General features: G+C 66.9%; 17 protein-coding genes and 1 pseudogene. 13 read left to right on the top strand and 5 right to left on the bottom strand.

The features are described from left to right. Positions 1 to 114: 114 nt before the first annotated feature. From NBT82_RS07540 to NBT82_RS07530, 3 genes are read left to right on the top strand one after another with little or no spacing between them, the layout of a single operon-like run. Positions 115 to 900 (top strand): alpha/beta fold hydrolase, encoded by a 786-nt coding sequence (locus tag NBT82_RS07540; RefSeq protein ID WP_251330928.1) that lies wholly within the window; start codon positions 115 to 117, stop codon positions 898 to 900. 24 nt (positions 901 to 924) lie between these two features. Continuing rightward, complete coding sequence (locus NBT82_RS07535) at positions 925 to 1,170, top strand: DUF5822 domain-containing protein (RefSeq protein ID WP_345780682.1); 246 nt, start codon at positions 925 to 927, stop codon at positions 1,168 to 1,170. 60 nt (positions 1,171 to 1,230) lie between these two features. Further along, positions 1,231 to 2,079: an eIF2B alpha/beta/delta subunit family protein gene (locus NBT82_RS07530; RefSeq protein ID WP_251330927.1), complete on the top strand. Its 849-nt coding sequence runs from the start codon at positions 1,231 to 1,233 to the stop codon at positions 2,077 to 2,079. Here NBT82_RS07530 and NBT82_RS07525 read toward each other — a convergent pair whose 3' ends face one another. Further along, positions 2,080 to 2,556 carry a GNAT family N-acetyltransferase gene (locus NBT82_RS07525; protein ID WP_251330926.1) on the bottom strand — a complete coding sequence of 159 codons (477 nt, stop codon included), beginning with the start codon at positions 2,554 to 2,556 and terminating at the stop codon, positions 2,080 to 2,082. A gap of 145 nt (positions 2,557 to 2,701) precedes the next feature. Here NBT82_RS07525 and NBT82_RS07520 point away from each other — a divergent pair, with 145 nt between their 5' ends. After that, complete coding sequence (locus NBT82_RS07520) at positions 2,702 to 3,112, top strand: archease (protein ID WP_251330925.1); 411 nt, start codon at positions 2,702 to 2,704, stop codon at positions 3,110 to 3,112. A gap of 35 nt (positions 3,113 to 3,147) precedes the next feature. After that, a complete protein-coding gene (locus NBT82_RS07515; RefSeq protein WP_251330924.1) occupies positions 3,148 to 4,623 on the top strand; it encodes an RtcB family protein in 1,476 nt (491 codons plus the stop codon). A 362-nt stretch (positions 4,624 to 4,985) separates the two neighbouring features. On the opposite strand, the gene NBT82_RS07510 is transcribed toward NBT82_RS07515, so the two are convergent. The 3 genes from NBT82_RS07510 to NBT82_RS07500 all read right to left on the bottom strand — a co-directional run bounded on the left by NBT82_RS07510 (position 4,986) and on the right by NBT82_RS07500 (position 9,067). Next, positions 4,986 to 5,213, bottom strand: a complete 228-nt coding sequence (locus NBT82_RS07510) for a hypothetical protein (protein WP_251330923.1) — start codon at positions 5,211 to 5,213, stop codon at positions 4,986 to 4,988. 265 nt (positions 5,214 to 5,478) lie between these two features. Next, positions 5,479 to 8,376, bottom strand: coding sequence for a DUF6517 family protein (locus NBT82_RS07505; RefSeq protein ID WP_251330922.1), 2,898 nt, complete (start codon positions 8,374 to 8,376; stop codon positions 5,479 to 5,481). Between the two features lie 388 nt (positions 8,377 to 8,764). Further along, positions 8,765 to 9,067, bottom strand: a complete 303-nt coding sequence (locus tag NBT82_RS07500; RefSeq protein WP_251330921.1) for a DUF7969 family protein — start codon at positions 9,065 to 9,067, stop codon at positions 8,765 to 8,767. A 143-nt stretch (positions 9,068 to 9,210) separates the two neighbouring features. Here NBT82_RS07500 and NBT82_RS07495 point away from each other — a divergent pair, with 143 nt between their 5' ends. Both NBT82_RS07495 and NBT82_RS20275 read left to right on the top strand, forming a co-directional pair. Then, positions 9,211 to 9,498, top strand: a complete 288-nt coding sequence (locus NBT82_RS07495) for a UPF0058 family protein (RefSeq protein WP_251330920.1) — start codon at positions 9,211 to 9,213, stop codon at positions 9,496 to 9,498. 330 nt (positions 9,499 to 9,828) lie between these two features. After that, positions 9,829 to 10,032 (top strand): DUF7563 family protein, encoded by a 204-nt coding sequence (locus NBT82_RS20275; RefSeq protein WP_425601767.1) that lies wholly within the window; start codon positions 9,829 to 9,831, stop codon positions 10,030 to 10,032. On the opposite strand, the gene NBT82_RS07490 is transcribed toward NBT82_RS20275, so the two are convergent. Then, complete coding sequence (locus NBT82_RS07490) at positions 9,985 to 10,263, bottom strand: hypothetical protein (protein ID WP_251330919.1); 279 nt, start codon at positions 10,261 to 10,263, stop codon at positions 9,985 to 9,987. The two genes, NBT82_RS20275 and NBT82_RS07490, sit on opposite strands and share 48 nt — an antisense overlap. 471 nt (positions 10,264 to 10,734) lie before the next feature. On the opposite strand from NBT82_RS07490, the gene NBT82_RS07485 reads away from it, so the two are divergent. The 6 genes and pseudogenes from NBT82_RS07485 to NBT82_RS07460 all read left to right on the top strand — a co-directional run bounded on the left by NBT82_RS07485 (position 10,735) and on the right by NBT82_RS07460 (position 15,345). Next, positions 10,735 to 10,947, top strand: coding sequence for a hypothetical protein (locus tag NBT82_RS07485; RefSeq protein ID WP_251330918.1), 213 nt, complete (start codon positions 10,735 to 10,737; stop codon positions 10,945 to 10,947). Positions 10,948 to 10,997: 50 nt separating this feature from the next. Continuing rightward, positions 10,998 to 12,163, top strand: a pseudogene (gene glmU / locus NBT82_RS07480) (bifunctional sugar-1-phosphate nucleotidylyltransferase/acetyltransferase). Between the two features lie 110 nt (positions 12,164 to 12,273). Beyond that, positions 12,274 to 12,855 carry a DUF7524 family protein gene (locus tag NBT82_RS07475; RefSeq protein ID WP_251330917.1) on the top strand — a complete coding sequence of 194 codons (582 nt, stop codon included), beginning with the start codon at positions 12,274 to 12,276 and terminating at the stop codon, positions 12,853 to 12,855. A 40-nt stretch (positions 12,856 to 12,895) separates the two neighbouring features. Next, positions 12,896 to 13,585 (top strand): YqjF family protein, encoded by a 690-nt coding sequence (locus NBT82_RS07470; protein WP_345780718.1) that lies wholly within the window; start codon positions 12,896 to 12,898, stop codon positions 13,583 to 13,585. Positions 13,586 to 13,587: 2 nt separating this feature from the next. Further along, positions 13,588 to 14,013 carry a thiol-disulfide oxidoreductase DCC family protein gene (locus NBT82_RS07465; protein WP_251331372.1) on the top strand — a complete coding sequence of 142 codons (426 nt, stop codon included), beginning with the start codon at positions 13,588 to 13,590 and terminating at the stop codon, positions 14,011 to 14,013. A gap of 54 nt (positions 14,014 to 14,067) precedes the next feature. Then, positions 14,068 to 15,345 (top strand): CaiB/BaiF CoA transferase family protein, encoded by a 1,278-nt coding sequence (locus NBT82_RS07460; protein ID WP_251330915.1) that lies wholly within the window; start codon positions 14,068 to 14,070, stop codon positions 15,343 to 15,345. Positions 15,346 to 15,406: the final 61 nt, after the last annotated feature.

The raw sequence follows: 15,406 nt of genomic DNA, 5'->3' as shown, positions 1-15,406 counted from the left end.
CTTTCGTAGAATAATCGCAGTACAGTGTCGGGGTAGTCTTATTCAGTGAAATTGCGGTTCACAGTAATCTCGGCCGCGGGCGGGGTTTATGCCCCTTCCCATGCAACCGCCTGTATGGAGACGGTTACACACCACGGGCGGACGACGGCCTACCGGCGACACGACCGGGGCGGGGACGGCGAACCGATCCTCTTCGTCCACGGGAGCGGTGGATCGAGCGGCGTCTGGAAGTCACAGGCCCGCCTCGCCGACGAACGCCCCGTGATCGCCCTCGACCTGAGCGGCCACGGGGAGAGCCCGGACGTGGACGCCGCGCCGGGCTACGAGGCGCTGTCGGCGTACGTCGACGACGTCGTCGCCGTCGCCCGGGCGACCGACGCCGGCGTGCTCTGTGGTAGCTCGCTCGGCGGCGCCGTCGTCCTGACGCTCCTGCTCGATCGGGCGTCGGCGCTCGACCCATCGGGTCTGATCCTCGCCGGGACCGGCGCCAAACTCGCCGTCCTCGACGACCTGCTCCGGTGGCTCCGGACGGACTTCGAGCGGGCGGTCGAGTTCCTCCACGGCCCGGATCGTCTCTTTCACGACCCCGACGAGCGACTGGTGGCCGTCTCGCGGGAGACGCTTCACGACGCAGGACCGACCGTCACCCACCGCGACTTCCGGACCTGCCACGAGTTCGACGTTCGCGACCGCCTCGACGAGGTGTCGGTCCCGACGCTGGCCGTCGTCGGGGAACACGACGCCCTCACCCCGCCCTGGTACCACGAGTCGCTCGCCGAATCGATCCCCGACGCCGAGTGGACGACGATCCCCGACGCGGCCCACCTCGCGATGCTGGAGCGACCCGCGGCCTTCAACGACGCGGTCGCGTCGTTCCTGGAGCGAATCGCCACAACTTAGCGCGTCGCCCCCGAACCCGCAGTCGTGCCACACCGCGTCGAGCGAACCGATCCGGACGGCGTCGACTTCGGGTGGGTGATGCAGGTGACGTTCGTAACCACCATCGTCGCCGGCGCCCCCCTCGTGGCGGCGCTCTCGACGGTGACGACGCTCCCGACCTGGGGTGCCCGCGCGGCCTTCGCCGTCCGGGTTGGCGCGCTGGTCTGGTTCGTCACCGCGGTGTTCGCCTACGGCTACGCCCGTCGTCGGGACGACGACACCGCCGACTGACGCCCTCCTCGGGACGGCCCCGGCCGGAAAGTCTTTGCCGCGTACACGACACCACCCGGTATGATCGACGAGACTATCGAGGAGATCCGACGGATGCAGACCCACAGTTCGTCGGTGGTCGCAGTCAAGGCCACCGCTGCCCTCCGCGAACTCCTCGATAGGGACTATCGAAACGTCGAGGCCTACGAACGCGACCTGGAACGCAACGCCGGGGCGCTCCGTCGGGCCAACCCCTCCCACGCCTCGCTCCACAAGGCGATGCGCGAAATCGTCGACGGCGTGCTCGGAGAGGGGGAGACGGTCGAGGGGGCGAAAGCCCGAACCGAGGGGGAGATCGACCGGATCACCGAGGAGATCGAGACGGGCAAACACCGGGCGGCCGCCGCGGCCGCCGATACGTTCGAGAGCGGCGAGACGTTCCTCACGCACGACTTCTCATCGACGGTTCTGGAGGCCATCGAGACGGCCGCCGCCAACGGCTGTCACCTCACCGCGTACGTCACCGAGGCCCGGCCGCGATATCTCGGCCGCAAGACCGCTCGTCGCCTCGCCGAGATGGACCGCGTCGAGCCACACCTCGCCGTCGACAGCGCCGCCGGCCTCCTCCTCGACCGGTGTGATCGGGTGCTCGTCGGCATGGACTGTATCGTCGAGGACACCCTCTACAACCGCGTTGGGACCTTTCCGCTGGCCGCCGCCGCCGAGGTGGCCGACGTCCCCGTCACCGTCGTCGGCTCGCAGTCCAAGATCATCGAGGACGACTTCGTCTTCGAGAACGAGTCGCGGCCACCGGCCGAGGTGATCCGTGAACCCGTCGAGGGTGTCCGGATCGAGAACCCTGCCTACGACGCGACGCCGATGTCGCTGGTCGACGACGTGGTCACAGACAAGGGTCACTACGACGGCTGACTACCGACGGATCAACTCGGAGAGTCGGTCGCGCAGTCGTTCGTCGGGTCCGAGGCGGAGATAGTACGCGTCGCCGTCGTCCTCGTAGTAGCTCTCGATCCGCCGCTTGATCTCGAAGCCGACGGACTCGTAGAAGGCGAGCGCTCGCTCGTTCGTCGCGCGAGCGTGGCAGGTAACCGTCCGGTGTTCCTCGGCCACCTCGGCGACGAGGCGCCGTCCGAACCCCTCGCCCCGTCGGTCGGGATCGACGGCGAGAAAGAGGATGTAGCCGTCGCGTCGGGCCGTGGTGAAGCCGACGAGGTCGTCGTCGAGATAGAGCAGGTGGGTCTTCGCCCGCCGATACGCGTCCATGAAGAACCGCTTTCGCTGTTTCAGGACCTCCTCGTTGCGGCGGATCCGCTCTTTGAGTTCCCAGGCCTCGTCGGCGTGGTCGGTCGCACCCGGCCCATCGACCCGTTTCTCGACGGTGACGCTCACTATCGGCGGTTTAGTGTGTCGGGTAATATAACTGCATCGTCGGCGTCTATCGTCGCCGGCTCCCGTCCTCGGAACGCCCGGTCCCGCACCCGCCGAGCAAACGTTTTGACGGGGGCGGCCCTCGACTCCGACGACGGCCGCTCCAATGAGCTACGAACTCCGTCCCCACACCGCCGACGTCGCCGTGGCAGCGACCGGCGAACGCCTCGACGAGACGTTCGCCGCCGTCGCCGACGGCCTCGCGGCCGCGACGTGCGACGAGATCCCCCGGACCGGCGGTCGCTTCTCTTTCACCGTCCGGGCCGAGGGGTTGGAGGCGCTCCTCTTCGATTACCTCGATCGACTGATCTACGAGCGCGACGTTCGCGGCGTCCTTCCGGTCGCCAACGAGGCGTCCGTCCGGGAGGACGGCGACGAGTGGGTGATCGAGGCGAGCGCCCGTGGCGTGCCGTTCTCGGAGATCGTCGCCCGCGACGTGAAGGCGGTGACCTACTCCGAGATGCGCATCGAGCGGACCGAAGAGGGTTGGAAGGCGTACGTCGTCCTCGACGTGTAGTAACGTATTCCCGCCTCGATCACCTCGGACCACGCATGACCACGCGCGAGTTCGACGGCATCCGTCTCGAACGCGTCCGGGAACACGTCTGGGAGATCCCCCGCGAGGGCGACATGCGCGTCCCCGCCCGGGTGCTCGCGAGCGAGTCGCTGCTCGAACGGATCGGCGACGACAAGACGCTCCAGCAACTCAAGAACGCGACCCACCTGCCAGGCATGACCGACCACGCGGTCTGCATGCCCGACGGCCACCAGGGCTACGGCTTCCCCGTCGGCGGCGTCGGTGCGACGGACGCCGAACACGGCTGTATCTCGCCGGGAGCGGTCGGCTACGACATTAATTGCGGTGTGAGAATGATGAAAACAAGACTCACCTACGACGACGTGCGGGGCCGCGAGGAGGAACTCGTCGAGTCCCTGTTCGCGAACGTGCCCTCCGGCCTCGGCGGCGGCGGCATCGTCGAGAACGGGATCGACACGGTCGAGGCGGTGCTCTCCCGCGGCGTCGACTGGGCGCTGGAGGAGGGGTGGGCGGTGCCCGACGACCTCGAACACTGTGAGGACGAGGGGCGACGCCCGGACGCCGACCCGAGCGCCGTCTCCCAGAAGGCGAAGGACCGAGGCAAAAACCAACTGGGGAGCCTCGGGAGCGGGAACCACTTCCTCGAAGTCCAGCGCGTAACCGACGTCTACCGCGACGACGTGGCCGACGCCTACGGACTGGAACCCGAACAGATCGTCGTCCTCATCCACTGTGGGAGCCGCGGGCTGGGCCACCAGACCTGTACGGATTACCTCCGTAAGATCGAGAAGCGCCACGGTGACCTCCTGTCTCGACTCCCCGATAAGGAACTCGCAGCCGCCCCCGCAGGGTCGGAACTCGCGGAGGAGTACTACGGCGCGATGTGTGCCTGCATCAACTTCGCGTGGGTGAACCGCCAACTCATCATGCACCGGGTCCGACAGGTGTTCGAGCGGATCTTCGATCGGTCGTGGGAATCGATGGAGATGCACCTGCTGTACGACGTGGCCCACAACATCGCCAAGAAGGAGGTCCACGAGGTTGGAGGCGACCCGCAGGACCGCGAGGAACGCGAACTCTACGTCCACCGCAAGGGTGCGACGCGGGCGTTCCCCGCCGGCCACCCCGAGGTGCCCGCCGCCTACCGCGACGTCGGCCAGCCCATCATCATTCCCGGGAGCATGGGCGCCGGGAGCTACGTCCTCCGGGGCGGGGCGGCGTCGATGGATCTCACCTTCGGCTCCACCGCCCACGGCGCCGGCCGACTCATGAGCCGAACTCAGGCCAAACAGGAGTTCTGGGGCGAGACGGTACAGGACGAACTGCGGGACCAGCAACACGTCTACGTCAAGGCCCAGAGCGGCGCGACGGTGGCCGAAGAGGCCCCTGGCGTCTACAAGGACGTCGACGAAGTGGTTCGGGTCTCGGACGAACTGGGCATCGGCGACAAGGTCGCACGGACGTACCCCGTCTGCAATATCAAGGGGTAGTCGTCGGTCGCGGGTGAGCGCTGCCGTGTCTCTGCACACTACACGAAACGGTGGACAGCAGTCAGGACGTCGCTCTCGGTCGATAGCGCGACCAACACTGTTCTCGACGTTCACGCGACGACACCAACCCACCACGATCACTGCTGTCAGGGACGATATCGTTGCGAGTGATCCCTGTCAACGTGCAGTTGGCTATCGGACTCCGTCGGTTACGCCCTCTCGATGTTGACAAGTCCGGTGGATCATGACCGGGGAGTCGAATTCATATCAATATTGTATTAGTTTTCAACATCTAGTATCCCCTGCTGTCGTCTCGGATGGCACCCGGTCGAATCTACCCCCTCGAGAGGGATTCCTAGCCGTCAATATTCGTCGTCTCCCGAACCTTCCAAGAACTTTAGCTTCGATGGGAACAGTATTCCGACGATTCCTCCACCGGTCAGCAGTGCCCCGAAGAACACCAAAACGAGTCCTTGGAGATCGCCGGTGTACAGGAGCCAAAGTAGATAGACGCCGCCACCGAACAACCCGACTGAGATCCCCCGCTTTACCTGTCGCCACATCCAGATCGCTTTGTTGAGCGTTGCCATACCGGACCTTGCAGGCCACCTCACCTTATCTCTTTGCCATGTTGGTTCGGTGACTCGGACCCGGAGAAACGATTGACGCTCTCCGGATCGCCGACCGCCACTCTCGGAGCGAACCGTGGGATACGCGTCTTCTATTCGACACGCCGGAACGTCTCACCGTTCGAGAACTCACACAGGGGCTTCGGAGATCATATATCGCCACACTAGTTCGAGTACCGACCGGGTGATCGAACTCCCAACGAGTCGTCGGCGCTTCGAGCAGTCGCTATCGGGCCGCCGCCAGCCGTTCGACCATCTTGTCGAGTAGGTTCGCCATCGCGGCCGGCGTTCGCTGATCGAGCGCCGCCTCGTACTCGACGAGTGACTCCCCGATGCGCTCGCGGACGTCACCGTCCATCACGGCCGCGGCCTCGGCGTAGTTCCCCTCCGCCATCTCGGCGGAAACCTCGTCCAGCGCCGTCCCGATCCGCTCGCGGGCGGCCTCGTGCTCCCCGGCAAACCCTCGATCCGGGACCCGTTGGACGGCATCGCGAACGCTGCGCACCACCGGGTTCATCGTCGTCGTGCGGTCCTGGTAGGTGGTCCGGACGCGCACTCCGCCCGACTCGAACGGGAGGGTGAACGTCGGCTGGCGTGGCGTCTCCGCGTGGGTGTGTTCGTGGGTGGCACCCACCGCCACCGGGACGCGGGCGCCGACCAGTTCCTCCCCGTCGGGACCGAGGAGCGCGACCTCGACGGGGTTGGCGTCGTCGTCGACGTAGCGTTCGTACCCCTCCATCGTCCACACGTCCTCGTACCGGACGGTACCGTCCTCCGCGATCCGTCCGCTCGCCGTCAGCATCGTGTTGGCGTTGCTGTTGCCGAACAGGCCGGCCGTCCACTGCTCGCCGGTCCCGGTGTCGATGAGCTGCTGGTGGATGCGGGCGTCGGCCCACACCTCCCAGGTGACGTTGGTGTAGCTCATGTAACTCGGGACGGTGTCCATGCTGTTGTACGGCGTCCGCCCCTCGGTCTCGAAGCTCCCGTCGCGGTTCTTGAACCACTGGACGTTCCGGAACCCGTCCTCGAGGTCGTAGCCGACCGATTCGACGCCCGGGCCGTCCGTCCCGCTGATGCCGTCGTTGCTGGAGCCCTTGTGGCGGGCGTGGGACGGGTCGAGCGGTTTGCCGTTGGCGCTCGCGTTCGAATCGCTGTCACGCCGCTGGGCCATCGGGTGGTCCGGCGACGGCCCCAGGTAGTCGTCCTGGAAGAAGTGACCGATCTCCTGAGCGACCGTGTGTGAGACCGACTGGCCGTCGCCGCCCGGAGCCACGCCGACGGAGGAGACCGCGGCGTTGGCGCCGAACGCCACCCCGGCCCACGGCTTGCCGTGGTAGTCGTAGTAGTCCGACGCGCCGGAGTTGTTGACGGCGACGCCGGGGACGATGGCCACGGTGACGTCGAACCCGTTCTGCCGTATGTCCGAGACCACCGCCGACCGGTTGCGGCCGTCCGTCCGCAGCGTCCCGCCGCTCGGGAAGTTGCTGTTGGTCAGCGCGCCACCGGTCGCGATGTTGTGCAGTACGTTGTCCACCTCGGCCATCTCCTTGTTCATCCCGCCCAGCGCCTTCGTTGCGTCGCCGGGGAACGGCGTATCCTGGTGGAGGTAGGTGATGACGTCGCCGGGGTACACCCGCTGGAGGTACTCCGCCATGGTCTTGTACGTGTCGAGCGGAACCCTCGGTAGCCCGTTCGCGTCGCCGTACCTGTCGCCCGAGCTCTTGAACGGGTCCCGTGGGGCGTCTACGAGCGGGATGAATCCCACCCGCAGCGGGGCGACGTCTCTGATGTTCTTCGGGAGGACGACGAGGGTCTGTGCGACTCCAGAGTCGAGGACGTACCCCGACGACCGCGGGCTGAGCTTCACCTCGCCGGTCTCCAGTTCGAACACCGGGTTGCCGTCGCTTCCGGACTTCGAGAGGTCGTGCAGCACGGAGATGGTGTGCTCGCCCCCGGCGATGTCCTCGAGGTCGCTCTTCGAGAAGACGATGGTCCCCGCCCGCTGATAGCGGGCGCCCCCGCCAGAGTTGCCGCTGAACACGTCAATCCGGAATTCGCTGCCCGACCCCATCGCGTCGAGGTTGTCGAGCGTGTCGAACTCGAACGCCACGGCGGAGTTCTCCCCCCGCACGAGGTCCGGATCCGACTCGCGGTACCGGACCGACGGGGAACTCCCCGACTCCTCGACGCGGGTGCTCTCGACCTGCTGGACGACCCGGACGTTCGTCACCGAGAGCCGTGGGACCGTCGGGGGAGTCGTCTCGCCGCCGCAGACGCCGATACCGCCGGTCGGATCGTCGCTCAGCGCCTCGCAGACGTCGACGTGCCCCCAGCTGGTCGTAAGCCGGTCGAGGAACGTCTCCAACTGTTCGATCGATAGCTGGCACCCGTCGTCTGCGCAGTCTCCGTCCGTCTCGATGGCGTCCGCGGGAGTGTCACGCCAGACGAACTCGCCGACCAGCACCACGTCCCCCTCGTTGTCGACCCGGGTCAGTTGGCTCAGCAGCGTCCGAGTGTCGTCGCCGTCGGAGACGACGCCGAGGTAGCTCTCTGCGGCCGTCCCCGCCCCGAGCAGTTCGCCGTCGCCGGTTCCCACCTGTGTCGGCCCCCGGACCCAGTCGAACTCCGGGCTGTCGAGGACGCCCGCCCGGCTGACCAACTGTCGGCCGCGCTCGCCGGTCAGGAGTTCGGGAAACGGCTGCTCGGCGGCCGGGTTGAGGCTCCGCCCGAGGAGGTCGGTCGCGGGCATCGCGAGTGCGCCGAGCGCGTGGGCGGCCGGCTCGACGACGTCGAACCGCACCGGGAGCCGGTCGGGCTCTTCCGGTCCGCCGTGGACCGCGAGGTAGCTGGTCACCTCCACCGCCGCCGGGGCGTCCTCCGGGGTCACCGTCCGAGTCATCGGCTCGAACTCGAACGCCGACAGCCCGAGGAACCTCTGTCCGCGCGGTGAGAGGACGACCGGTGTGGCCGCCACGGACGTGACATCTCCGAACAGTCCCGAACAGCCCGCGAGCCCGCTCGCCGCGCTGACGGCGGCGACGGACGACAGCAGCGCCCGCCGCGACGGCAGCGTGGACTCCCTTCGGTCCGTCTCGTCACCCGTCTCCCCCTCGTGGTCCGTCATCGTCTGCAACACCTCTCCCGTCGTTCGACCCCTCGATCGAACGTGCCGCCCAGTGGATCCGGGCGACCCCGACGTGGTACGGTCGCCGACTCCACGTTTCGAGCGATCTCTCCGAAATGATTAATCAACATTGACATGACAGATAAATAAGTTGACGGCAGTGATAATTGTACGGAGTCGGCTGGAAGTGATACGTCCGGCGAGCCCTCTGTTCGGTAGGCCAGGCTTGTCGGGAGACAGGTCGGTTTCCGTATGTGATACGGGAGGTGTTCCAGTCTGGTAACCGCGACGCCCGTGTACACCACGACCGCTGGAACCGCTCACCGATCGGGACTCTCGACGACGACTCCGACACGTTCGGGACGTCCGGATGGGACGCTCCCCGCGCTCACCGACCGAGCCGGACGTACTCGCTCTCGGGGACTGGGTCGACCGCCTCGCCCCCTTCGAAGCGGACGTAGCTCAGGTAGAAGGGCTCGCCACAGCCGGTGGCGTCGTCGTCGCGGAGCGTCCCGTCCTCGCCACAGACGAAGCGCACGCCGTCCGCGGCTTCGACGTCCGCGTCGGGGTCGACGTACGTCCACCCTTCGAGTGGGTAGGGGGTCACCGACTTGTCGGCGAGATACCCCTCGCGGTCGAGTTCGACGATGGCCTCACACCGCGGACAGTGGTAGGTAACCGGGTAGCTCATACCAGTGTTAGTGGCGAGACGGACTTATCAGTTGTTACGAGTGCGGTTTCTTCGTTCCGTGTGAGGAAGATAACTCGTATCGTTTACTCTCTTAGTGAAAACAAAATAGAACATTAAAATGTGGCCGATTGATATTTCTCACCTTGGAAGAGGAGTACGTGGAAAGCCGATCGCACTTCACTGGGGAAACCATGCGAAAGCAGGAACTCGTACACATTCACGGCTTACTCGTCGAAATTACGCAGTCCCTTGTCGATCAGGGCACGGTCTCGGCCGAGGTCTGGAACGAATACAAAGCACTCGATATAAGCGCGTACTCCATTCACGCACAGAAAAGCGATCACGAGGAGGCGGTCCTGCTCCTCGCGACCACCCTCAGAGCGGCACTCGATCCGCTGACAGAAGGGCGGTCTGCGATTTCGATTCCGTAATCGATAGCAGTAAAGACACATCCCGCCGTGACGATACGGGTAAAAGCCGCTCACGATTTCCGACAAGGATGAATGATAACACTCCTGTGGGAGACTCTTGGTGAGAGTCGGGGTTCCCCACTCCGGGATCGCCCGACTACCACCTCCCCTCCGGCGCTCCTCCATGCGTTTGCATCGCTTTTCGGTGACGCGGAGACGCTCACGAATCCGGTCGGGTGGTTCGGATACTCGGTACGAGCGAGAACGCAACCGGACCGTCTTGGCCGCAGTCCCCTTGTGGCGGCATCCGAGAAATCGAGGCGTTCGTGTGTCACGGAGATACGATAGTTGATGAATCGAGTAAGTACTGCAAATTATGACTGCGAGTCCTCTGGAGCCGGTATGCCCAATTGTGACAACTGCGATTCCGTCGTGACGGAGAAGTACGTTCGCGTATTTTCACCGACACACCTCGACACCGTTCGAGTGTGTCCGCGATGTGAGGATCTAGTTCGGGACGGCGGCGAGGCGCGCGCGGCGCGCTCGCGGCGGTAGTCGATCGTCCATCGATCGGGACGGCCGCGCGGTGACCGGGGTGGCACCGTCGCGGCCCCGTTCGACGGCCGTGGCGGTCGCCCCGGTCGCCACCGTGCCGGAGCCCTGCTCAGGTCGTGGGGGAGCGAAGCCGTCGAGGCATTCCGCCAGGGCGCCGAGATGTTCGATACCGACGACGGCGCCGTCCGCCGCGAGCGCCGCGAACCGATCAGCCACGTGTGCCCCCCCCACACGTCGTCCTCGAACCGGGACGCTGGGGTCGCAAACGAGTTCGCGAACGTGCGTGACCGGCGAATCCGTTCGCGCTCGTCGTGTGCCTAGGTCTCCGGCGAGTCATGCCAGTCGGTATCGTGTGTCACCGGGAAATCGACCTCCAGTCTGACGCCGAGGCACTCGGCAACGACGAAAGCGACTCGACAGAGGACCGCGTGTGTCGTCGCCGACACCGCGTTCCAGGACGGTTTCGACCGTCGTTGCCGACAGCCGTTCACGACGAACGGCCCGAACTAGCCGCCGAACGAAGCAGACGGTCGGACGATGCCCCCGCTGATGCCGGCGGCTTGAATCGCGGCGCTCATCTCTCCGCCGAAGGCGGGCGGGACACGGTCGATCCCGCTCTCGGAGCGTCTCGAGGCGTTCCCCCGGTTCGTCACGAAACGCGAGTCGTTTCACTGCGAGGACGGGGGAGCAGCCGTCGCCCAGGTGGCGTCCCGGGTCCGCGACCGGTACGACGACGTGACCGACCTCGACGGGGTGCGCGTCGACCTGTCTGACAGCTGGTTTCTCGTCCGCGCGAGCGGAACCCAACCGCTGCTCCGGGTGATGGCGGAAGCCGACACCGAGGACCGGGCGGCGGACGTCCTCGCGGACGCGACGGCACTCGCACGCGACGCCATCCGCTCGACGCGTTCGTAATACGGTGTAGCCGGCGCATACTAACGTGGCTCCTCGCACTCTCACCATCCATGGATGTCATCCTTCTCGCTGCGGGGCGAGGGACGCGGATGCGACCGCTGTCGGATACGGCGCCGAAACCGATGCTCCCGGTCGGGGACAGACCGATCGCCGCACGCGTGGCCGACACGGCCATCGACGCCGGCGTCGAGAAGGTCGTGTTCACGGTGGGATACCGGTCGGCGGTCGTCGAGGAGTACTTCGGCGAGACCTACCGCGGCGTTCCGATCGAGTACGCACACCAGGAGACGCGGGCGGGAACCGCGGACGCCGTCGCCGCCGTCGTCGGTCACGTCGACGGACCGTTCGCGGTCCTCAACGGGGACAACATCTACGACGAGGCGGACATCGCGGACCTGTTCGACCGCGTGCCCGCCGTGGGCTATACACGCGTCGAGACGCCCGAGGAGTACGGCGTCGTCTCGACCGATGGCGGCGTCGTCACCGGGATCGTCGAGAAACCCGACGAGCCGCAGTCGACCCTCGCCAACACGGGGGCGTACGCGTTCCCCGAGTCGGCCCGTCGGCTCCTCGACGTCCCGGAGAGCGAACGGGGGAACGAGAGCTCACCGACGTGCTCAGGCGGCTGATCGGCGGCGACGACGTCGTCGGTGTAGAGTTCGACGCTTGGGCGGTACCCGTGGGACCTCCTCGAGGCCAACGAGCGGGCGCTGGAAACGATCGAGTGCGAGGTGGCCGGCGAGGTGCACGCGGGCGCGGCGCTCAGTGGCGACGTCGTCGTCGAACCCGACGCGTCCATCAACGCCGGCGTGGTCGTCGAGGGACCGGTCCTCGTTCGTCGCGGCGCGACCGTCGGTCCGAACGCCTACGTCCGGGGCCCGACCGTCGTCGGCGAGGACGCCTCGGTCGGTCACGCCGTCGAAGTCAAGAGCAGCCTCCTCATGCGCGGAGCAGCCGCGAACCACCTCTCGTACGTGGGCGACAGCATCCTCGGGCCGGAGACGAACCTCGGCGCCGGAACCGTGACGGCGAATCTCCGACACGACGGGGAACCATCGCCGCAGGGGTCGACGGCCACCCGACCGGCCGCCGGAAGTTCGGCGCCATCGCCGGCCCCGGCGCCAAGACGGGCGTCAACACCAGTTTACAGCCCGGCGTAGTCCTGTCGACCGATTCGTGGACGTCACCGGGCGAGGTCGTACACCCGGAGCGATGAGTACACCCGTGACGGACGGGGATCCGACCCGAGACGGCGGCGAGTCGGACGCACGGCTCCGTCGACGAGACGGCCTGAAGTTTTTTCGTCCCTGGGTGTGACGTCGGTCTGTGACTCCGGTGTTGCTCGTCGAATTGAACCGTGGGGAGCTCCATGAGGTCGAAGCACCGGCCGAGTTCGCGACGGGCGAGCCGTTCTCGGTCGAACTCCGCAACCACGGAGAGGCCGTCCACGTCCACGTCCACGCCGACGACGCGCTGTCGGCCGTCGCGCGCGTCGACGCCGATGGCAACGTCTTCGTCGAGCGGGAGACGACTCGCTCGGTCCCCGTCGGCGTGAGCGACGTGGCGGAGCCGGTCACCGGGACCCTCGAAATCGCGACCGGCTACGGATCGGAGAGCCGAACCGTCGAGGTGACGGTCGAACCCGCGGACGAGGGCCGCGACGTCGACGTCGACGAGACGCTCTCGCGACCGCCCGAATCCGAACGGACGACGGAGTCGACGCCCCTGACACGGCAACTCGCGAGCGTACTCCCCGGCCGCCGGTCGCTCCCGGTGCTGTTTCTCGGTCTCGTCGCCATCGGGATCGCGGCGTCCGTCGCGAACGCCGTCGACAGCCCGCTGGTACTCGTCGGCGCGGGCGTCGTCGTCGGGGCAGTCGTCGTCTCGCTCGTCGTCATCTTCCAGTGACCTCGGGCGGCGTCGTTTTCAGGCTGGCCGCCCGAAACCGATCATGGTCCCGCTGGAGATGGGGTGGCGACACCTGCTGTTCGAGAACTGGCCGGTCGACCCCGAACTCGTCGACGCGCACCTACCCGATCCGCTGAGCGTCGACGAGTACGACGGCGACGCGTGGCTCTCGGTCGTCCCGTTCACCAACGTCGCGGTGCGTCCACGGGGGCTGCCAGCCCGACTCGGCATGGTGCTTCCCGAACTCAACCTGCGAACCTACGTCACCTGCGAGGGCGAGCCTGGGGTCTACTTCTTCAGTCTCGACGCCGAGGGGATCCTCGGCGTGATCGGCGCGCGGCTCTTCCAGCACCTGCCGTACTACTACGCCCGTATCTCGCTGGACGTCGTTGACAACGAAGTTCGGTTCGTCAGTCGACGGCGCCACCCGGGCGCCCGACCCGCGACCTACGAGGCGACCTACCGACCCACGGGACCGGCCTTCGAGGCGCGGGCGGACCCGCTGGCTCGCTTCCTCGTCGAGCGCTACCGGTTCTACACGCAGTCGCCCGACGGCCGACTCCGGTACGCCGACGTGACTCACGAGCCGTGGACGCTCTACCCGGCGACGGCTGAGGTGGAGCGAAACACCCTGTTCGAAGCCGACGGGTTCGCTCGGCCGGCATCGACGCCGACGCGGTACTACAGTCCCGGCGTCGACGTGACGGCCTCGCGGAGTACGGTCCGGTGACGATGCACGGGGACGCGAACGCGGACGTCGACACGGACGGGGCGATCCTCCTGTTCGATGGGGTCTGTAACCTCTGTAACGGCGTGGTCCAGTTCCTCGTCCCGCGCGATCCGGCGGGCCGACTGCGGTATGCCCCGCTCCAGTCGGACGCGGGTCGGGCGGTACTGGAGCGGGTAGGCCTTCCGGAGGATGTCGACTCGGTCGTCCTCGTCGAGGGGGAGCGAGCGTACACCAAGTCCGCCGCCGTCATCCGCGTGGCGGAACTGCTCGGCTGGCCCTACCGTCTCGCACGGGGTGGCCGACTCGTCCCGCGCCGACTCCGGGATGCCCTCTACGACGCCGTGGCGGCCCGCCGCTACGACTGGTTCGGCCGCAGGGAGCGATGTATGGTTCCCGACGAGGACGTGAGCGACCGGTTTCTGCGCTGACGGGAGCCCCGCCACCCCGGAAGGATTTTGGTCGGGTCGGTCACAGGGGTGTGTATGACGGCCACCGGCGACGACGATGACGGGAACACGGATCGCATCCTCGACGACATCACCGTCGTCGATCTCACGACGTTCGTGACGGGCGGGTTCGCGACGCTGATGCTGGCGAATCAGGGAGCCGAGGTGATCAAGGTCGAACGGCCCGAACTCGGCGACGACAACCGTCACTCGGGGCCACCGTTCGTCGCCCCCGATCCCGACTACGACGGCCCCGGCCGGACGGCCGACGAGAACGGCGAATCCCCCTACTTCTGGACGATCAACTACGACAAGTTGAGCGTCGAGTTGAACCTGAAGACCGACTCGGGACTGACCGCGCTCTACGACCTCGTCGCGGAGGCTGACGTGGTCGTCGAGAACTTCCGGCCGGGAACCGCCGAACGGCTTGGCGTCGGCTACGACGACCTCCGCGAGGTCAACGAGGACCTCGTCTACTGTTCGATCTCCGCGTTCGGCGAGACGGGACCGTGGAGCAGTCGCCCCGGCTACGACCTCCTGGTGCAGGGGACGAGCGGCATCATGAGCGTCACGGGTCCCGAGGACGGCGACCCGGTCAAGGTAGGCCTGCCACAGACGGACCTCATCACGGCCATGTGGGCGGCGTTCGGCATCGTCGGGTCGCTCTTCCGGCGGGAACTCCGGGGCGAGGGCGACCGGATCGAGATCGGGATGCACGACGCTGCACTCCCGTGGCTCACCAAGCACGCCGGCAAGGCGTTCGTCGGCGAAGAGCCGACCCGCATGGGGACGAAAGACCCCGTGCTCGCGCCGTATCAGTCCTTCCCGACCGCCGACGGCTACCTCAACGTCGGCTGTGGCAACCAGAAACTCTGGGAGGAACTCTGCGTGGCCATCGACCGCCCCGAGTTGATCGACGACGAGCGCTTCGCCAGCAACCCCGACCGCGTCGCGAACATGGACGCCCTCGAAGCGGAACTGGCCGCCGTGTTCCGCGAGCGGCCGACCGAGGAGTGGGTCGACCTCCTCGCCGACGAACACGGCATCCCGGTCGGCCCCGTCTACGACGTGCCGACCGCCCTCGACAACGAACAGACCGAGGCCCGCGACGCGATCCGGGAGATCGAACACCCGGCCCTCGGGACGGTGCCGGTGATCGAACACCCGCTCAACTACGAGCACGCGGAGGCCGGGTTCGACGGCGCCCCGCCGCTGCTTGGCGAGGACACCGAGGCGATCCTCCGCGAGTTGGGGTACGACGACGAGGAGTTGGCGGCGTTGCGCGCCGAGGGAGCGATCCCCGACGCGGACTGACGCCCACGCGACACGCTCCCCCCGATAGTTTTAGCCGTCGGAGGAACGAACGGTTGTCGTT

This window comes from Haloplanus sp. HW8-1 (assembly GCF_023703795.1).
Classification (GTDB): Archaea; Halobacteriota; Halobacteria; order Halobacteriales; family Haloferacaceae; genus Haloplanus; species Haloplanus pelagicus.
The sequence above is the reverse complement of the archived record's forward strand: the minus strand, read 5'-3'. Positions and strand labels throughout refer to the sequence as shown.

Excerpts from the sequence above, each read along its gene's own strand:
- NBT82_RS07540 (WP_251330928.1), top strand. The coding sequence starts at position 115 with ATGGAGACGGTTACACACCACGGGCGGACGACGGCCTACCGGCGACAC.
- NBT82_RS07530 (WP_251330927.1), top strand. The coding sequence starts at position 1,231 with ATGATCGACGAGACTATCGAGGAGATCCGACGGATGCAGACCCACAGT.
- NBT82_RS07520 (WP_251330925.1), top strand. The coding sequence starts at position 2,702 with ATGAGCTACGAACTCCGTCCCCACACCGCCGACGTCGCCGTGGCAGCG.
- NBT82_RS07515 (WP_251330924.1), top strand. The coding sequence starts at position 3,148 with ATGACCACGCGCGAGTTCGACGGCATCCGTCTCGAACGCGTCCGGGAA.
- NBT82_RS07510 (WP_251330923.1), bottom strand. The coding sequence starts at position 5,213 with ATGGCAACGCTCAACAAAGCGATCTGGATGTGGCGACAGGTAAAGCGG.
- NBT82_RS07505 (WP_251330922.1), bottom strand. The coding sequence starts at position 8,376 with ATGACGGACCACGAGGGGGAGACGGGTGACGAGACGGACCGAAGGGAG.
- NBT82_RS07500 (WP_251330921.1), bottom strand. The coding sequence starts at position 9,067 with ATGAGCTACCCGGTTACCTACCACTGTCCGCGGTGTGAGGCCATCGTC.
- NBT82_RS20275 (WP_425601767.1), top strand. The coding sequence starts at position 9,829 with ATGAATCGAGTAAGTACTGCAAATTATGACTGCGAGTCCTCTGGAGCC.
- NBT82_RS07465 (WP_251331372.1), top strand. The coding sequence starts at position 13,588 with ATGCACGGGGACGCGAACGCGGACGTCGACACGGACGGGGCGATCCTC.
- NBT82_RS07460 (WP_251330915.1), top strand. The coding sequence starts at position 14,068 with ATGACGGCCACCGGCGACGACGATGACGGGAACACGGATCGCATCCTC.